This is a genomic window from Nonomuraea sp. NPDC047897, assembly GCF_043204415.1.
In the GTDB taxonomy this organism is placed as follows: domain Bacteria; phylum Actinomycetota; class Actinomycetes; order Streptosporangiales; family Streptosporangiaceae; genus Nonomuraea.
Genome location: NZ_JBIDCC010000025.1, coordinates 24,518 through 40,549 on the forward strand (window position 1 = coordinate 24,518; position 16,032 = coordinate 40,549).

Here is a 16,032-nt window from a genome sequence, read left to right on the forward strand (position 1 = left end):
GCCTTAACGGCCTTGACGCTCGTTCTCGGCTTCCACCACGGTGTCGCGCAGGAGCCGGAGTCGCTCCTGCCAGTAGACCTCGTACGGGTGCAGCCAGTTGGAGATCTCCTGCATGGGCGCCCGGCACAGTGAGTAGTGGCGCTCCCTGCCGACCTTCCGCTCCGTCACCAGGCCGGAGTCGCGCAGCACCTTCAGGTGTTCGGACACGCTGGGGCGGGCCATGTCGAAGTGCGCGGCGAGGTTGTTGACCGACTTGGGCCCCTGGAGCAGCAGTTGGAGGATGCGGCGCCGCACCGGGTTGGCCAGCGCCGGGAACACGTCGTCGAGCAGGGTGGGGACACCGTCCGGCGTCGTCGTCTTCCCGCTCCGCGGCATGGTTCGCAGCCCTTGGTCGCACCGTCGTCGGCGGCCCGATACTCGCCGACTTCAGTACATTATCAGTAGGCGCTATCCTACCTGTCAACGCGGGACGCCGGACGGGTGCCGGACCGGGCGCCGGCTCGCTCACCACGTCACCGGAAGCGCCTCAGGCCCTCGCACCAGCCGGTCGGCCTTCCAGGTGATCCGCTCAGGGGCGACGGCGAGCCGCAGGCCGGGGAGCTTGCGCAGCAGTCCTTCGACGACCAGCTCGATCTCCACCTTGGCCAGTGCCGCGCCCATGCACCGGTGCGGCCCGAAGCCGAAGGTCAGGTGCTGCTCCCTGGCCGCCTCGAAATCGATCTCGTCCGGATCGGAGAAGACGCGCGGGTCCCGGTTGGCCGCCGACAACTGGGTGTAGACGGCCTCCCCCTTGGCGATGAGGGTGTCGCCGATGGTGACGTCCTCCGTGGCGACGCGGGCGAATCCACCCGGGCTCTCCAGCGGGATGAGCCGCAGCAACTCCTCGACGACCCGGGGCAGCGGCGCGCCGCCGCCCCGGGCCAGCTCGGCGTAGACGCCGTCGCGGAGCATGACGAACATCATGTCGGCGATCTCGTTGACGGTGGTCTCGTGGCCGACCACGAGCAGGGTGACGCCGAACGTCACCAGTTCCTGCTCGCTCATCACCGCCTCGGTGTCGCGGGCCCGGACCATCGCGCTGAACAGGTCGTCGGCCGGCGCGACCCGGCGCTGTCCGACCAGCCACCGCAGGTATTCGGACAGGCTCTGGAAGGCGGCGAAGATCTCCTCGGGGGTGAACGCCGTCACCGACATGACGATGTCCGACCACACCCGGAACTTCTCCCGGTCGGCGAACGGGACGCCCAGGATCTCGCAGATCACCGAGATCGGAAGGGGCAGCGCCAGATCTTTCATGAGGTCGGCCGGTGGCCCCTGCTCGATCATGCGGTCGAGCAGGCCCTCGACCTGATCGGCGATCCACGGCCGGAGCCGCTCCACCCGGCGGGGCGTGAACGCCCGGGCGGCGACCTGGCGCACCCGCGTGTGGTCGGGCGGATCCATACTCATGATCATTTCGGGGTTCTGGACGATCTGCGGCTGCAACCGGGGCAGGTCCATCGTCAGCGTGACCGCGCGGCTGAACCGGGGGTCCGAGAGCACGAACTTGGTGTCCTCGTACCCGGTGACCAGCCACGCGTCCCCGCCGAACGGCATGCGGATCCGGGCGACCCGCTCGGACTCCTGCAGCTTGCGGTACTTTCCGTCCAGCTCCAGCGCCGTGGTGGGACCGAACGGAAACGGGTGAACGGGCCGCTCGTCCATCACCGGCTCCCGGCCGGACGCAGTTCGAGGATCGCCAGGCCGAAGGAGGTCGGGTACGAGCCGGCGACGGTCAGCCCGGCCCGCGCCGCGAGCTCGTCGTACTGCGGGCGGCTGCGCTCCTTGCCGCCGCAGAACAGCAGCATCATCATGTCCAGCCGGGCCAGGCTCCGCTGGTCCCCGCCGCCGCCGACGACCGTCTCGATCACCAGGAGCCGGCCGGTGGACCCGAGCGCTTCGGCGCCGCGCCGCAGCACTGCCACGGCTTCGTCGTCGGACCAGTTGTGCAGCACGTTCATCAGGACGTAGGTGTCCGCGCCGGCGGGCCACGCGGCGAAGAAGTCCCCTTCGACGAAGTCGGTCCGGCCGGCGACCGGCGAGCCGGCCAGATGCGCCCGCGCGGTCGCGACCCCGGCCGGGGTGTCGAACACGACGCCGCGGGCGTCCGGCGAGGTGCGCAGGATGGCCTCCAGCAGCAGCCCGTGGCCGCCGCCCATGTCGACGACGTCGCCGCGGGCCCGCCAGTCGATGGCCGCGATGAGGCTGTCCAGCGAGATGCGGGTCTTGTGCGCCATCGCCTTCTCGAACGACGCCGCCAGCCGCGGGGTCCGCGCGAGGTCCGTCCAGACGTCCCGGCCGAAGATCTGCTCGTACACCGGCTCGCCGGTCCGTACCGCGTCGAGCATGAGCGTCGGTGTCCGGTCGAGCCGGCACATGGCGCCGTCCAGGTGCCACCAGTCGCGCATGCTGATCGGGCTGTCCTCGCGCATCAGTTCCGACAGCTTCGTCGGGCGGTAGAGGTCGCCGGGCCCGTCGTGGTCGAAGACGCCCAGGGACGCCAGGTAGCGCAGCAGCCGCCGCACCGCTTCGGGATGCACGGTCTCCCCTGCGGCCTCCAGCCCTTTCAGTATGGTGTCGGCGGACGCTCCGTCGGGCATGATCAGATCGGCCAGCCGGAGCGTCGCCGCCACGCGGATGGCCCACGGCGCCACGGTGTCGGTCAGGGCGACCATGGTGCCGAACGCGTTGTCGGCCTGGATGTCGGGGACGGCACGGGCATCGGACACCTTGAACTCCGTTCGAGAGCAGGACGTCGGGGCGGCGTTCAGCTGAGGAACTCCCGCGCCGGATTGGCGCGGGGGTAGGTCCGCATGTAGTCCAGGAACAGCGCCAGGGTCCTGTCACGCGAGGTCAGCAGGCCCGGCTGGAAATGGATGGTGTCGAAGATGTCGGAGTCATCGGAGTAGAACTGCATCTGCGCCTCGAACACCTGCTGCAGCGCCTGCTCCGCAGACTCCTCGGTCTCCGACTCGCCCTTGCGGACGCCGTAGACGAAGAAGGAGTCGGTCCGGCCCGGGGCCGGCAGGCTGGGTGAGGTCATCCAGAAGTACCAGCGGCCGTTGAGCAGGCCCGTCTGCAGGAACAGGTTGGGGCCGTGGATGTCGATCCGGACGTCGTACGTGGTGCCGTCGGGCAGCGAACCGACGAGGTCGTACCCGTGGCGGTGCCCGCCGTGCCGGACCGTGTCGGCGGGCGGCACCTTCAGGTCGAACCCGTGCGGGAGCGACAGGTGCTGCAGGTCGAGGGTGTGCGCCGAGACCATCCAGGGTTCCATGGCCAGGTGGCCGAACCGCCCCCGGCGCGCCCGGATCTCCTCCTCCGGGCAGGGCAGCCCGGGGATCTGGAAGATCGGCTCAGTGCCGTTGAACGCCCACACGACGCCGAACCGCTCCGCGGTGGGGAACCTGAACAGCCGCGCACCGCTCGGCACCGGGTCGCCGCTGCCGGTCCGCCGGCACACCCCCTGCCCGTCGTAGGTCCAGCCGTGGAAACGGCACCTCAGCATGCCCTCGGACACGGTTCCCACGCTGAGGTCGGCGCCGAGGTGCACGCAGTAGGCGCTGACCACCGACGGCTGACCGGATCGGTCGCGGAACGCGACGACGCGGCCGCCGAGGAATTCCGCGCCGACGACCTTGCCGGCTGTCAGGTCGGCGGCCATGCAGATCGGATACCAGCTCTGGGTGTAGAGTCCGTCGTCCCCCTCGTGGGGAAGAGGTTCGCCCGTCGGGCGGGAGACCGGGTCGTCGAGGCCGGTTGCCGGGGCCGGGGTTTCGGTCACGCGTCACCTCCGCTTGTCCGTGTCGCGCGGTGGCCCAAACGCTAGATCAGGCGAAGTCGCGGTACTTCTTCGATCCTGCGGAAGCTCCGGCGGCGCCGACCGGCAGGCGTTTCGGCGTCGCCTCCAGCCGGCTCTCCTGGGCGGCCAGCAGCGGGGATGCGAAGACGATGGGGGGATCGCTGGGCCGGCGCGGCCGCAGGTCGATGACGATGCTGCGCTCGGCGATGTGGCCGTCCTCGACGTGGACGTGCCCGTACGAGCCGACCAGATACTGGTTCGGCACGTCGCTGGTCATCAGGGCCTCGATGTCCGCGTCGGGTGAGAAGCTCATCGCCAGTGCCATGTAGACGCCGTCGGGGCCGGCCACCAGGTCCACCTCGGTGGACTCCCTCGCCATGGCGCAGGCCGCCGGCCAGCCCTGCGGGATGCCGGACTCGAACAGCCCGACCAGCGCGATGTTGCCCGGTTCCAGGCCGTTGAAGCGCACCCGGACCTTCCTGCTCCGCCCGGCGCGCAGCGCGGGCGGAGCGGCGGCGGCCAGCACCGCCTCCCAGGTCTGGTCGGACATGTCGTTGATCAGTCGCCGGAACTTCCGGGGCGAGACCCCGACGTGCCGGGCGAACTGGTGGGAGAAGGTGCCGAGGCTCGTGTATCCCACCTGCATGCAGATCGTGGTGATGTCCAGGTCCGTGGCCGCGAGCAGCCGTTTGGCCTCGGCGATCCGCAAGGCCGCCAGGAACCGCGCCGGCGTGGTGGCGGTGATGAGCCGGAACACGCGCAGGAAGTGGAACGGGCTGAAGCACGCGGTCTGCGCCAGATCGTCGAGCGGGTGCGCGCGGGACAGGTCACGCCGGAGCCTGACGAGCACCTGCTCGACCGCCCGGAGCCGATGATCGTCGCAGACGTCGATCTTCTCCGTTGCGCTGTTGCCGCGGATCCGCACTCCTACCTCCAGGTCCCCGTAGGATCCATCGATGCGTCGTGCATGTCCACCCGCCGCCCGCGACCGCCGATCAGGCGTGGCTGGAGGCCTGCGGGTCCGGCCACATGGACGCCCACCCGCCCTGGGCGCCGTGCGTCTCCCGCAGCAGGTCGGGGATCTTCGCCACGTCGAAGACCCCCCAGTGCTCCACGATCTGCCGGCCGTCGAAGCGGAAGGTGTTCGACCCGCCGATCGCGAAGGTCCGGCCGGTGGCCGGGATGCCCATGAACTCGCCCGTGTGCGCGAAGTGCAGCTCGATGGCCTGCGACAGGTAGGCGCCTTCACACACCGAGACCAGGACCTCCACCTTGGTGGTGGTCAGCGCGTCGGCGGCCTGCCCGAACCGGTGCGCGACGCCGTCGCGGCCGGGGGGATCCCACGGCGGCGCGAAGTGGTCCACGAACTCCGGGGCCAGCACCTCGTGGATCGCCGCGAAGTCCCTGGAGAAGAGCACGGCCCCGCGGAAGCGCCGGACGATCTCCTCCCGTTCGGCCTTGATGGTCGCCAGTTCGTCGTTCACATGCCCTCCCAGGTCTGTCAGGCGGTCGCCGCGAGCAACCCGCTGTCGATCAGTCCGAGCTGTTCCAGCAGATGCACGGTGTCGGCCACCCCCCAGTGCTCGACCACCTTGCCGTCCACGATGCGCAACTGGCCCATCAACGCGCAGCGGACGGCCCGGCCGGTCGGCTGGATGTCCAGGTAGGGGCCCGCGTGGGTCGCCGAGACCGTGAGCCGGGTGCTGACGAGGTCGCGCTCGGCGATCATCTCCTCGACCTCGATCCGGATGTCCGGGAACGCGGCGATGAACCGCTGCATCTCGCTGCCCACCTGACCGGCCGGCATGGTCCCGTCGCGGCCGTGGTGCACCATGTCCGGCGCCCAGTACCGCATCATCGCCGCGACGTCCCGGACGTTCCACGCGTCGACGAGCTTCTGCACGACGGCCTTGTTGGCGGCCAGTCGCTCCGTATCGACGTTCACGGGTCCTCCCCATCGGCGCCGCCCACGAATGACACCCATCCAGAGGAACACATCAGCGGGTGCCGCGGTTTCTTCGAGATTGTCGTTCTCCCGGGCCTGATTGACCGGGCCGTCAGGCGGCGGAGACACTGAACGCGGTCTGGCGCCTGCCCGGAAGGGACGGGATTCACCATGAGTGTCACGGATGACGTACGACCTAGGCCCCGCGCCGAACCGGTCCCGTCCGAGGGCGCGGACGGCTTGTTCACACAGACCTGGTTCCCGGTGTGCCTGAGCAGCGCCCTGCCGGCGAGCGGCGGCATCGTCGGCGTCGAACTGCTCGGCGGCCGGGTGGTGGCCGTCCGCTCGTCCTCCGGCGAGGTGGCCGTGTTCAGCGCCTACTGCGTCCATCTGGGCGCCGACCTGTCGGTGGGCCGCCTCGATCGCGACGCGATCCGCTGCGCCTTCCACGGCTGGCGCTACGGCATGGACGGCCGCTGCCTGTCCGCCAACGGCACGCCGGTCGATCCCCGGGCGCGCCTGTTCCGCTTTCCCACCGTCGAGACGCACGGCATCGTCTGGGCGTTCAACGGTTCGGCTCCGCTGTTCACGCTGCCCCAGCCGGATCCGCCGCTGCCCGGGACCCCCGTCGCGACGAGGACGCTGGCGTTCGACCAGGAGCTGGCGGTGGATCCCTGGGTGGTCGCGGCCCAGACCATGGACCTGCAGCACTTCGCGCTCCCGCATGAGGGGAAGTTCGTCGAGGACCCGAACGAGTCGGTCGCCTGGGACGAGTTCTCGGTCGGATACCGCTACCACGCGCTGATGCCGGGCGGCGAGGAGTACCGAGTCTGGGCGTCGATCCACGGCAGCAACATCTTCTGGCAGCAGGGCACGCTCGACGGCCGCTGGTTCTACTGGATCACCGGCATGGCGGCGCCCCGGGCGCGGACCACCGCCTCGTTCTTCAGCTGGGGCACCCACGTGCTGCCCGGCGAGCCCCCGGAGGCGGCCGAGGAGTTCCTGACCAGGGTGCAGGCGTTCATGTTCAACCTGCTGGCCGAGGACGCGCCCGTGCTGATGACCATCCACTACACCCCGGGGCTGCTGACCAGGGGCGACGCCGCGCTCGCCGACTTCTTCTCGTACCTGCGCCGCTACCCGCGGGCCAACCCGGCGCGGGACTTCCTGCGGTGAACGCGCGTTCCGCCGGCATCGTCGTCGTGACCGGGCTGGTCGTGACGGGGCCGGCGGAACGGGTTCGTGATCCGGAGGGACGGGTGGCGGGTCAGTTCTGCTCGTAGGCCTGCCGCAACAGCGCCTTGATCTCGTCGTCGACCTGCTCGACGGCGGTCAGGCTCGTCTTGTGAGTGGACTGGCCCGGGGCCGTGGCCGGCTTGAGCCGCCCGTCGGACGGCGGGTCGACGAACCGCAGCCCGAGGTCCATCCGGCTCGCGGTGGCCGGTTGCACCGCGGCGAACTGCCGCTTGCGGTTCACCGCGACGAAGTTGGCGCGCACCTCGACGACCACGTCGTCGCCGAGCGCGGTCGCCGCGGCCAGGAGCTCCTCGTAGATCGGCTTCAGGCCCTGCTTGGACCCGGCGTACTGGGCGGCGAGATGGTCGTCGGCGGTGGGCTCGGCCCATCCGGCGTCCTTGGCCGCGGCGATGGCGATCGCCTCCTGCTGCGGCTTGGTCAGCCCGTGTTCGGACTTGAGCCACTGCCGCACCGCGCGCTGGTCGAGCGGGTCGATTCCGGACTTGCCGACCGCGGCCACCCACTCCTCGACCGTCTTGCCGGTCTTTTCGGGAAGGGATGCCGAGACGCGGACGAGCATCTCCGCTCCGGAGAGCGCCATGCCATGTTCCTTTCGTCGTTGCGGGAGGGGGAGCTGCTCAGCCCCAGGACGCGGCCGACTCCGGCGGCGCCTTGACCCGGCTCGCGATCACCGCGGCCACGACCATCAGCACGGCGCCGACGATCATCGCGGTGTTGAGGCCGCTGGTGAAGCTCTGGCCGACCGCGGCCCTGATCTGCGCGCCGGCCTCCGGAGCCACGCCGCTGACCTGCGGCAGGAACCCCTGGGCCGCCACGGACGCCTGGTCGGCGACCCGGTCGACGACGTCCTCCGGTACGCCGGCGACCCGGAGGCGCCCGGGAAGCTCGGCGGCGACGCGCACGCTGATGATCGTGCCGAGGATCGCCGTGCCGAGCACGGCGCCCAGCATCAGGCCGGTCTGCTGCATGCCCGACGCCGTCCCGGCGAGGTTGGCGGGGCTGTGTCCCAGGATCACCCCGACGGCCACCGGGACGATCGCCCCGATTCCGACGCCCATCAGTCCCAGTGACGGACCGAGCAGGACGTACGACGAATCGGCCTGCAGCAGCGTGATGCCCACCGAACCCAGGGCGACCAGGACCGCGCCGAGCATCATCGGCACGTGCGGGCCCCGGTCGTTGCCGAGCTTGCCGCCGACCGCGGCGCCGAGACCGAACAGGACGGTCTGCGGGAGCAGCAGCACCCCGGCGAGCAGCGGTGAGGCCCCCTGCACCTGTTCGAGGTAGAGGCCGAAGTAGAAGTAGCTGCCGAACGCCACGAACGCGGCCATCGTGAGGACCACGACGGCGGCCGACAGGGAGGTGGACCGGAACAGGCTCAGCGGCAGGACCGCGTTCGCCGACGCCTGCTGCCGCCAGAGGAACAGCGCCCCCAGCAGCGCGAACGCCAGGAAGAGCAGCCCGGTGACCAGGTCGAGGCCGTCGACGGGGATGCGGACGATGCCCCACACCAGCGCCAGCAGCGCGGCCGACAGCAGGATCACGCCCGGGATGTCGATCGACGCGGCGAGCCGCTGCTCGCGGCCCTTGTCGATCAGCAGCAGCCCGGCGATCACCACGGCCGCGCCGATCGGGACGTTGAGGAAGAAGATCCCCCGCCACCCGAACTGGTCGACCACCAGGCCGCCGACGAAGGGCCCCGCCGCCATGGCCAGCGCGCCGAACCCGGCCCAGACGCCGATGGCCGTCTTCATCCGGTCGAACGGGAACAGGTTGCGGATGATCGCCAGGGAGTTGGGCGCCAGTACGGCTCCGAACAGGCCCTGCACGACGCGGGCGGCGATCAGCACCTCGACCGAGCCGGCCAGTCCCGCGACCACCGAGCTCGCGACGAACCCGACCATGCCCACCAGGAAGGTGTTGCGGTGGCCGAACCTGTCACCGATCTTCCCCGCTGTGATCAGGAAGACGACCACCGCGAACATGTAGCCGTTGCTGACCCACTGGAGCTGGGTGAGCTGCGTGCCGAGCTCCACGGCGATCTGCGGGTTCCCGAGCGCCATCACGGTGGAGTCGAGCGCCTCCATCATGGCTCCGAGAGAGACGAGCACCAGGGTGATCCACATCCGGGTCGAGACGGCCCCGGCGGGCGCGGGCTGCTCCGCCCCGGATGGTGACCACGTTTCGTCACGTGGCGGTTGGGTCATGGATTCTCCCACGGAGACACCTCGGTGCCGGTGGCCCTTCTCGGGGTGACGCGGACCGAGTGCGAGGCGAGTGACGGATCACCGCGGGCGTGCCGCGCGGTGGCGAACGAACGGGTCAGGCGGCGCCGTCGGTGAGGATGAACGTATTGCCGTCGGGGTCGGCGAAGGACGCCTGCTTGCCCCACGGCGTCTCGGTGGGATCGTCGACGGAGACGCCGGCGTCGCGCAGGGTCTTGACGGCCTCCTCGGTGTTGCGGGTCTCGAGCATGGCGTTCTGCAGCTTGGGCGTGTCCGGGAGCCAGGTGCAGAGCACCAGCGTCGTCTGCGCGCCCTTGGGCGCCACCTCGATCCAGCGCAGGTTGTCGCCCATCGGCATGGGCGCCTCGCTGCGCAGCTCGAACCCGAGCTTGTCGACGTAGAAGGCCTTGGCGGCGTCCTGGTCGGAGACGGGAATGGTCAACTTCTGCAGATGTGTGATTTCCATGCGGCAATCGTAGGTAGGGAAGATCCTACCCGTCAAGTGTCGGCTACATCCTACGTGTTCCCCGGTGTCGGGCTCCCCGCCGCCGGTGCGGCAATGTCGGAGAAGGTTCCGCCCCCCGCCTGCGGCATGCTCGGACCATGCATCCGAACAGGCGCGGCACAGTGCTCGTGGCGGGCGGGGGCGTCGCCGGGCTGGCGCTGGCGATCGCGTTGCGCCACCGCGGCCTCGCGGCCGTCGTGCTGGAGCGCTCGGCCGGGCCGGACCGGTCCGGTGGCGGGCTGGTGCTGGCGCCCAACGCCGTCAAGGCGCTCGCCGCGATCGCGCCCGGCCTCGCCGACCGGGTCCGCGCGGCCGGCCATGCCGCGGGGGCCCGCGGCGCGGCCCCGCACCGCAGCGCGTTCCTCGACGAGCGCGGCCGCGTGCTCGGGTGGGTGTCGTTCGACGGGTACGAGGACCGCTGGGGCATGCCGGCGGTCACCATCCTGCGCGCCGACCTGCACGCCTTGCTGCGGGAGGAGGCGGAGGAGGCCGGGGTGGAGCTCGTCGGCGGATTCGCCGCCGACCGGTATCGCGACAGCGGCGCGCACGTCGATCTGGTCGCCCGGACCGGCGCGGTCCGGCGCGGCGACGTCCTGGTCGGGGCCGACGGCATCAACTCGGCCGTCCGCGCGCAACTGCTGGGCGACGGCGACCCCCCGTACCGCGGGTTCACCGCGGTACGGGGGATCGGGCCGGCCCCCGCCGCGTACCCCGACGGCTTCATCGCCTACGGGCGGGGCCTGGTCCTGTTCGCCGCCGCCCTCGGCGGCGGCGACCTCTACTGGGTGGCGTCGATGACCGCGCCGCGCGGCGTCGCGCCGCGCCGGCCGGTCGCCGAGGTGCTGGCCCGGGTGATCGACCGCACCAGCACCTGGCATCCCGACCTGCGCAAGGTGCCGGCCTCGGCCGACCCGGCCGGATGCGTCGTGCACGACGTCCACGACCGGCCGCCGCCGCGCACGTGGAGCCGGGGCCGCGTCGCGCTCGCCGGCGACGCCGCGCACCCGATGGTGTACACCCTCGGACAAGGGGCCGGGATGGCCCTGGAGGACGCGGCCGTCCTCGCCACCGCGCTGGCCGGGACCACGCTGACGGAGACCGCGCTGACCGGGCACGGGCAGGCCGGGCCCGGGCAGGCCGGGCACGGGCAGGCCGGGCCCGTCGCCGGAGTGGAGCAGGCCCTGCGCCGCTACGCGGCCGAACGGGGCCCGCGGGTGCGCGGGATCGTGCGCCAGTCACGGATGCTGGGACGGATCGCGCACGTGCGCTCGCCGCTGCTGGTCGCCATCCGCAGGGCCATCCTGATCGCCGCGACCCGCGGAACCGATGGCGGCGGGCAGAGCGCGGACGTGTTCGGGTGGACGCCCCCCGCGGACTGACACCGGCCCGCTCCCGGCTCCGCGGCTCGCACTCCCGCCTCCACCGCTCGCGGGTCCGGCCTCACCGCTCGGGGGCGCGGCTCGCCAGGTAGGCCGCGCCTCGGGTGGAGATGCGGTAGCCGGTGCCGAGGCTGACGGTCAGCCCGAGGTTCTTGAGCTTGCGGACGTCCAGCTTGAACTGCGCGGGGTCGCGCCCCAGCTCACCGGCCAGGTCGCCGGCCCGTACCGCGGGCCGGCGACTGATGATCTCCAGCGTCGCCTCGGTCCACGGCCCGGTCCTGCTCGCCCGGTCCAGCCGGGCGAGCCTGGCCGCGATGGACTCCAGCTCCCCCGCCGGCAGGTCGCCGGAGGCCGCCAGCTCGTCGCGTGGATCCGGCTCCTCGACGAACCTGACGCGGAGCCGGTAGACGGGATCTTCGGGACGCCCGCGCAGATCCTCGACGACCGCGGCGGCCGACGGATAGCCGGCCGCCGCCGCGTCGGCTTCGGTGATCCGCTCGGCGGCCACGACGTCGATCGCGTCGACCGCCACCCGGCCCAGCGCGGTGCGGTACACGTTGCCCGCCGTCGCCTGCCGCTGCCGCCAGCGGCGGAACAACACGGTGATGACGCCGCTGCGAATGCCGTCGTGCCGTTCCTTCTCGATCAGCATGAGGGGAAGGCTACCTCTCGGCGCCCGTCATGCCGGGCCGGACACGACCGGCTCCAGCAGCCGGTCCGGGTTGGCGCAGACGTGGTCGGGGCCCGGCGTCCGGCCGGTCAGCAGGAAGTCGGTGACCAGCTCGTTCAGGCGGGCGTTGCCGTAGAACGGGAAGACCCGATGATGGGCCGTGTCCGCGACGGTCACGAAGGTCGAGCGGTCCCCCAGCACCTCGTGCATACGGCGGGCGGCCACCCACGGGGTGGACATGTCCTCGTCGGCGGCCACCAGGAGGTAGCTGCCGCCCCCCGCCTCCGTGCCGAGCCGGGTGGCCGGTTCGGCCGGCGGGACGGGCCAGAACGCCGGCGCCTTGATGCCGTTGAGTGCCGCGCCGGTCCAGGGGAACTCCTCGGCCGCCTTCAGCATGTCCTGCTCGTACAGGGCCGGGCTGCGGGGCCACGGCGCGTCGCCGGCCAGGATCGCGAGCTGGGCGACCGTGCCGCTCTCCTCCTTCGGCTGCCCGAACATCCGGGCGAGGAAGTCCATGCTGTCCGCGTCGAGGTCGGCGCCGGTGCGCAGGTGCCGGACGATGTCGGCGAGGACGGGGTAGGCCTTCTCGCTGTTGAGTATCCCCACGGGGATCAGCCTGGCCAGGGTGCGGTCGAGCGGGAAGCCCATCAGCGTGACCTCCTCCCCCCGGTCGACAGCGGCGAGCACCTCGTCGTAACCGGCCCGCACGTCGGGGCCGGTGGAGCCGAGCCGGTAGGTGGCGTGCCGGGTGGCGGCCCACCGGCACCACCGGTTGAGCGCGCGTTCGCCGTTCGGGGGGAAGTCGGTGAACAGCCCGCGCCACACCCAGTCGGGGCTGCAGATCGCGTCCAGCACCGCGCGGTTCAGGTGGGCGCCGAACATCTCGCCGTAGACGGCGCCCAGGTAGGTCCCGTACGAGTAGCCCAGGTAGTCGATCCGGTCGGCGGCGAGCACGCCGCGGATCACGTCCATGTCCCGGCAGATGTTGCGGGAGTTGGCGTGGGCGAGCAGGTCGAGCGAGCCGGCCGAGCACTTGGCGGCCACGGTCGCCTGGTAGCGCACCTCGGCGTCGAACGACTCGGGATGGTGGAAGACCCAGAAGCGTTCGGCCGGTTCGAGGTCGCAGAAGATCGGGGTGCTCGCCCCCATGAACCGGTGGTCGAAGCCGACGACGTCGAACGCCTCGATCAGCTCGCGGGGCAGGCTGCCGAGCAGCGCCGCCAGGAGGGCGAGGCCGCTGTTGCCCAGGTCGTCGCCCGGGCCGATCATGAGCACCCCGTGGCGGCGGCCGGTCGCCTCATGCCGGGCGATGCCGAGCTCGATGTCCCGTTCGCCGGGGCGCCGGTAGTCCAGGGGGACCCGCAGCGCGGCGCGGCGGGCACCGCCCAGCGCGGGGTCCGGGGCGCTCCATTCGACCTGCTGGCGGTGGTAGGCCGCCACGTCTGGGCTGGGCTGGTTCATCGTCGGCCCCCTCAAGGCTCTCGCGTCCGCTCGGCGTCCACGGCGGTGTCGGCGTCCACGGCGGTGTCGGCATCCATGGCGATGTCGGCGTCCGGCAGCCGCCCCGTCGTCAGGAACTCCTCGGCCACCGCGTTCACCCCGGCGTGGCCGACGAAGGGGAAGACCCGGTGCTCGGTCATGCCGCGCACCCTGACCAGCCGGGCCCGCTCGCCCAGCAGGTTTCGCAGCTGCGTCGCGCCGACGGCGGCGGTGAACATGTCCTGCTCCGCCTGGACCAGCAGCACCCCGGCCGCCGTGGCCGGGCCGAACGCCGTCGGCGGTTCGAGCGGCTGGACCGGCCAGAACGCGCCCGCCTTGACGCCGAGCAACGCCCGGCCCATGAACTCCGACGCGTCCTCGCTCGCCGACTCGTACTCCTCCAGCGCCCGCGGCCAGGCCGCGTCGCCGCACAGGATCGCCATCTGGGCGGCGGCGGTGGAGGCGTCGCGCGGGACCGCGAACATCGAGCCGATGAGCTGCTGGGTGGCCGCCCGCAGGGGCTCGCCGGTCCTGGCCGACCGCACGACGTCCTCCAGCGCCGCGTGCGAGCGTTGCGAGCTCAGCAGCATCATCGCCAGCACCCGGAGGAACTGGTCGTCCAGCGGCACCGGCACCCCGGGGAGGGTGATCCCGCCGGCGCCCGCCTTGCTCAGCACCTCCTCGAAGGCGTCGCGCACCTGCTCCGGTGTGTCGCCGAGCGGGCCGGCGGGCCGGGCGGCGCGCGCGCACCAGCGCCGCAGGGTGGCCTCGCAGTTGCGCGCGAAGTTGCCGAACAGGCCGCGCCACACCCAGTCGGGGCTGAGCACGCTGTCGAGGATCACCCGGTCGGCGCGGGCGCCGAACAGCTGGCAGTACACCGCGGCGACGTAGGAGCCGTAGTTGTGCCCGAGCAGGCAGATGCGCTCCTCGCCGAGGGCGCGCCGGATGACGTCGATGTCCCGGGCGATGTTGCGGGTGGTGATGTGCGGCAGGACGGCCAGGGAGCGCTCGGCCGCCTTGGCCGCGATCTCGGCCTGGAAGCGGACCTCGGCGGCGAACGACTCCGACTGGTGGAACACCCAGAAGATCTCCCGCTGGTCCAGCCCCCACTGCAGCGGCGCGCTCTCGCCGCTGAAGCGATGGTCGAACCCGATCACGTCGAAGCGGGCGGTGACCGCCGGAGGCAACGCCTTCACCAGCGCGCCGGCCAGCGCGATGCCGGAGCTGCCGGGGTCGTCGGGTGCGACGAGCAGCGCGCCCAGCCGGGCGTCGCGATCGCCGGCCGGGTGACGGACCACGGCGAGGTCGATGGCCGGCCCGTCGGGATCGCGGTGGTCCACCGGTACGGGGACCCGCGCCCGCTGCGAGCCGTCGGGTGCCTGCGCCCAGCGGATCGATGCGGCCGGTGACGGGGCGTCGGTGACCGGACGGGCACCCGGGGCTGCGCTCATGAGGCCTTCCTGATCTGGTAGAGGACGTTGAAGGGGGTGGGAGCGGCGATGCGCCGGGGAGCCGTCAGCCCGGCGTCGGCGCACAGACCGGCGAGCACCTGGTGAGGGAGCCCCATCATGCCCGCCACCGCCGGGCCCGTCCGCGACAGCGGCACCGAGTACAGGGTGCTGGTGCCGTAGAGGAAGGCGGCGACGTCGCCCACGTTCTCGTGCGGGTCGGTGGAGCAGTGGGTCTCCAGCAGCAGCAGGACGCCGGACGCGGCCAGCGTCCTCGCGACCCTGCGCAGGACGTCGGCGGGGTCGGCGGCCAGGTGCAGCGCGTCGAACGCCATGACCAGCTCGTAGGGTCCGGACAGCCCGTCGGCGAACTCCGTCACCCTGGAGACCGTCACCCGGTCGGCGACGCCGTACTCGGCGATCTCCCGGCGGGCCCGCTCGACGTTGAGCTCGTGCCGGTCGACCCCCTCGAACCGCGACGCCGGGAACCGCTGGGCGAGCAGGGCCAGCGCGGTGCCCGACCCGCAGGCCAGGTGGGCCACCCGGGCGCCGGCCGCCAGCTTGTCGGCCAGGCCGGGGACGAGCGGCAGCCACTGGTCGAGCAGCATCGCCTTCAGCCACTTGGCGCTCATCTGCCAGGTGGCCTCGTACATCGCCGGCGGGTAGTCGGCCGGGCTCAGCCCGGCGCCGCTGCGGAAGCAGTCCGCCACCCGGTCGGCCATCGCGGCCAGCGGCGGGACGAGCCGGGCGATGCCGCCGACGTAGAAGGGCGAGCCGGGGTCGGCCAGCAGCGCGGCGTGGGCCGGGGACAGCCGGAACTCCTGTCCCGAAGGGTCCAGCTCCAGGTAGCCGCCCGCGGCCAGCGTCCGCGCCCACTCGCGCACGTAGCGGGGGTCGACGCCGGCCCGCGCGGCGATGTCGTCGGCGCTGCGGGCGGTGCCGTCGGCCAGCGCCGCGAACAGGCCCAGCCGGTCGCCGAGGGCGCACGACAGGGTCACCATGGCCCGGCTCAGATCCGCCATGAACCGCGCCCCGGCCGCCAGCGTCTCGTCGATGTCGGCTCCACGGTCGGAAACGATGGGGTTGCCCATATGCGCCGCCTGTCGTCGGTTGCCTGTCCGGTTCCGCCAGCGTAGGCATCGCCTCAGCCGGGCGGCTTCTTCGAGATTGCGCCCGCTCCGCGCCGCGAACCCGGAGGGGAGAACCCGCCCGGACATGGAGACCGGCACGCCGGTCCGCGTCAGTTCGCAGGGACCGGCGTGCCGGCGGGATCTCGGGAGGTG

16 protein-coding genes are annotated in these 16,032 nt (G+C 72.1%); 2 read left to right on the forward strand and 14 right to left on the reverse strand.

Annotated features, from left to right (window positions below):
• Nucleotides 1-3 precede the first annotated feature (3 nt).
• The 7 genes from ACGF0J_RS36335 to ACGF0J_RS36365 all read right to left on the reverse strand — a co-directional run bounded on the left by ACGF0J_RS36335 (nucleotide 4) and on the right by ACGF0J_RS36365 (nucleotide 5,786).
• Entirely contained in the window at nucleotides 4-375 is a 372-nt protein-coding gene (locus ACGF0J_RS36335) for an ArsR/SmtB family transcription factor (RefSeq protein WP_393153536.1), read from the reverse strand.
• 129 nt (nucleotides 376-504) lie between these two features.
• Nucleotides 505-1,704, reverse strand: coding sequence for a cytochrome P450 (locus ACGF0J_RS36340; RefSeq protein ID WP_393153538.1), 1,200 nt, complete (start codon nucleotides 1,702-1,704; stop codon nucleotides 505-507).
• Nucleotides 1,704-2,768: a methyltransferase gene (locus tag ACGF0J_RS36345; RefSeq protein WP_393153540.1), complete on the reverse strand. Its 1,065-nt coding sequence runs from the start codon at nucleotides 2,766-2,768 to the stop codon at nucleotides 1,704-1,706. The genes ACGF0J_RS36340 and ACGF0J_RS36345 overlap by 1 nt, the downstream gene beginning before the upstream one ends.
• Nucleotides 2,769-2,806: 38 nt before the next feature.
• On the reverse strand, nucleotides 2,807-3,823 hold the full coding sequence (locus ACGF0J_RS36350; protein ID WP_393153542.1) for an aromatic ring-hydroxylating dioxygenase subunit alpha: 1,017 nt from the start codon (nucleotides 3,821-3,823) through the stop codon (nucleotides 2,807-2,809).
• A gap of 46 nt (nucleotides 3,824-3,869) precedes the next feature.
• Nucleotides 3,870-4,766: a helix-turn-helix domain-containing protein gene (locus ACGF0J_RS36355; protein WP_393153544.1), complete on the reverse strand. Its 897-nt coding sequence runs from the start codon at nucleotides 4,764-4,766 to the stop codon at nucleotides 3,870-3,872.
• Between the two features lie 70 nt (nucleotides 4,767-4,836).
• Nucleotides 4,837-5,325 carry an ester cyclase gene (locus ACGF0J_RS36360; protein WP_393153546.1) on the reverse strand — a complete coding sequence of 163 codons (489 nt, stop codon included), beginning with the start codon at nucleotides 5,323-5,325 and terminating at the stop codon, nucleotides 4,837-4,839.
• Nucleotides 5,326-5,342: 17 nt separating this feature from the next.
• Nucleotides 5,343-5,786 (reverse strand): ester cyclase, encoded by a 444-nt coding sequence (locus ACGF0J_RS36365; RefSeq protein ID WP_393153548.1) that lies wholly within the window; start codon nucleotides 5,784-5,786, stop codon nucleotides 5,343-5,345.
• A gap of 240 nt (nucleotides 5,787-6,026) precedes the next feature.
• On the opposite strand from ACGF0J_RS36365, the gene ACGF0J_RS36370 reads away from it, so the two are divergent.
• Entirely contained in the window at nucleotides 6,027-6,962 is a 936-nt protein-coding gene (locus ACGF0J_RS36370) for an aromatic ring-hydroxylating dioxygenase subunit alpha (RefSeq protein WP_393153550.1), read from the forward strand.
• Between the two features lie 91 nt (nucleotides 6,963-7,053).
• Here the strand turns inward: ACGF0J_RS36370 and ACGF0J_RS36375 are convergent, their stop codons facing one another.
• The 3 genes from ACGF0J_RS36375 to ACGF0J_RS36385 form a co-directional block, all read right to left on the reverse strand.
• Nucleotides 7,054-7,623: a DUF5655 domain-containing protein gene (locus tag ACGF0J_RS36375; protein ID WP_393153552.1), complete on the reverse strand. Its 570-nt coding sequence runs from the start codon at nucleotides 7,621-7,623 to the stop codon at nucleotides 7,054-7,056.
• A 37-nt stretch (nucleotides 7,624-7,660) separates the two neighbouring features.
• Nucleotides 7,661-9,250: an MFS transporter gene (locus ACGF0J_RS36380; protein WP_393153554.1), complete on the reverse strand. Its 1,590-nt coding sequence runs from the start codon at nucleotides 9,248-9,250 to the stop codon at nucleotides 7,661-7,663.
• Nucleotides 9,251-9,365: 115 nt separating this feature from the next.
• The gene (locus ACGF0J_RS36385) at nucleotides 9,366-9,734 is read right to left on the reverse strand and encodes a VOC family protein (protein ID WP_393153556.1); all 369 of its coding nucleotides are present in this window, start codon (nucleotides 9,732-9,734) and stop codon (nucleotides 9,366-9,368) included.
• Nucleotides 9,735-9,871: 137 nt separating this feature from the next.
• Here ACGF0J_RS36385 and ACGF0J_RS36390 point away from each other — a divergent pair, with 137 nt between their 5' ends.
• Entirely contained in the window at nucleotides 9,872-11,152 is a 1,281-nt protein-coding gene (locus ACGF0J_RS36390) for an FAD-dependent monooxygenase (RefSeq protein ID WP_393153558.1), read from the forward strand.
• A 61-nt stretch (nucleotides 11,153-11,213) separates the two neighbouring features.
• Here ACGF0J_RS36390 and ACGF0J_RS36395 read toward each other — a convergent pair whose 3' ends face one another.
• From ACGF0J_RS36395 to ACGF0J_RS36410, 4 genes are read right to left on the reverse strand one after another with little or no spacing between them, the layout of a single operon-like run.
• Nucleotides 11,214-11,804 (reverse strand): hypothetical protein, encoded by a 591-nt coding sequence (locus ACGF0J_RS36395; RefSeq protein WP_393153560.1) that lies wholly within the window; start codon nucleotides 11,802-11,804, stop codon nucleotides 11,214-11,216.
• 27 nt (nucleotides 11,805-11,831) lie between these two features.
• The gene (locus ACGF0J_RS36400; RefSeq protein WP_393153562.1) at nucleotides 11,832-13,283 is read right to left on the reverse strand and encodes an alpha/beta fold hydrolase; all 1,452 of its coding nucleotides are present in this window, start codon (nucleotides 13,281-13,283) and stop codon (nucleotides 11,832-11,834) included.
• An 11-nt stretch (nucleotides 13,284-13,294) separates the two neighbouring features.
• Nucleotides 13,295-14,752 carry an alpha/beta fold hydrolase gene (locus ACGF0J_RS36405; protein ID WP_393153564.1) on the reverse strand — a complete coding sequence of 486 codons (1,458 nt, stop codon included), beginning with the start codon at nucleotides 14,750-14,752 and terminating at the stop codon, nucleotides 13,295-13,297.
• The gene (locus ACGF0J_RS36410; RefSeq protein ID WP_393153566.1) at nucleotides 14,749-15,840 is read right to left on the reverse strand and encodes a class I SAM-dependent methyltransferase; all 1,092 of its coding nucleotides are present in this window, start codon (nucleotides 15,838-15,840) and stop codon (nucleotides 14,749-14,751) included. Before ACGF0J_RS36410 ends, ACGF0J_RS36405 begins: the two co-directional genes overlap by 4 nt.
• Nucleotides 15,841-16,032 lie beyond the last annotated feature (192 nt).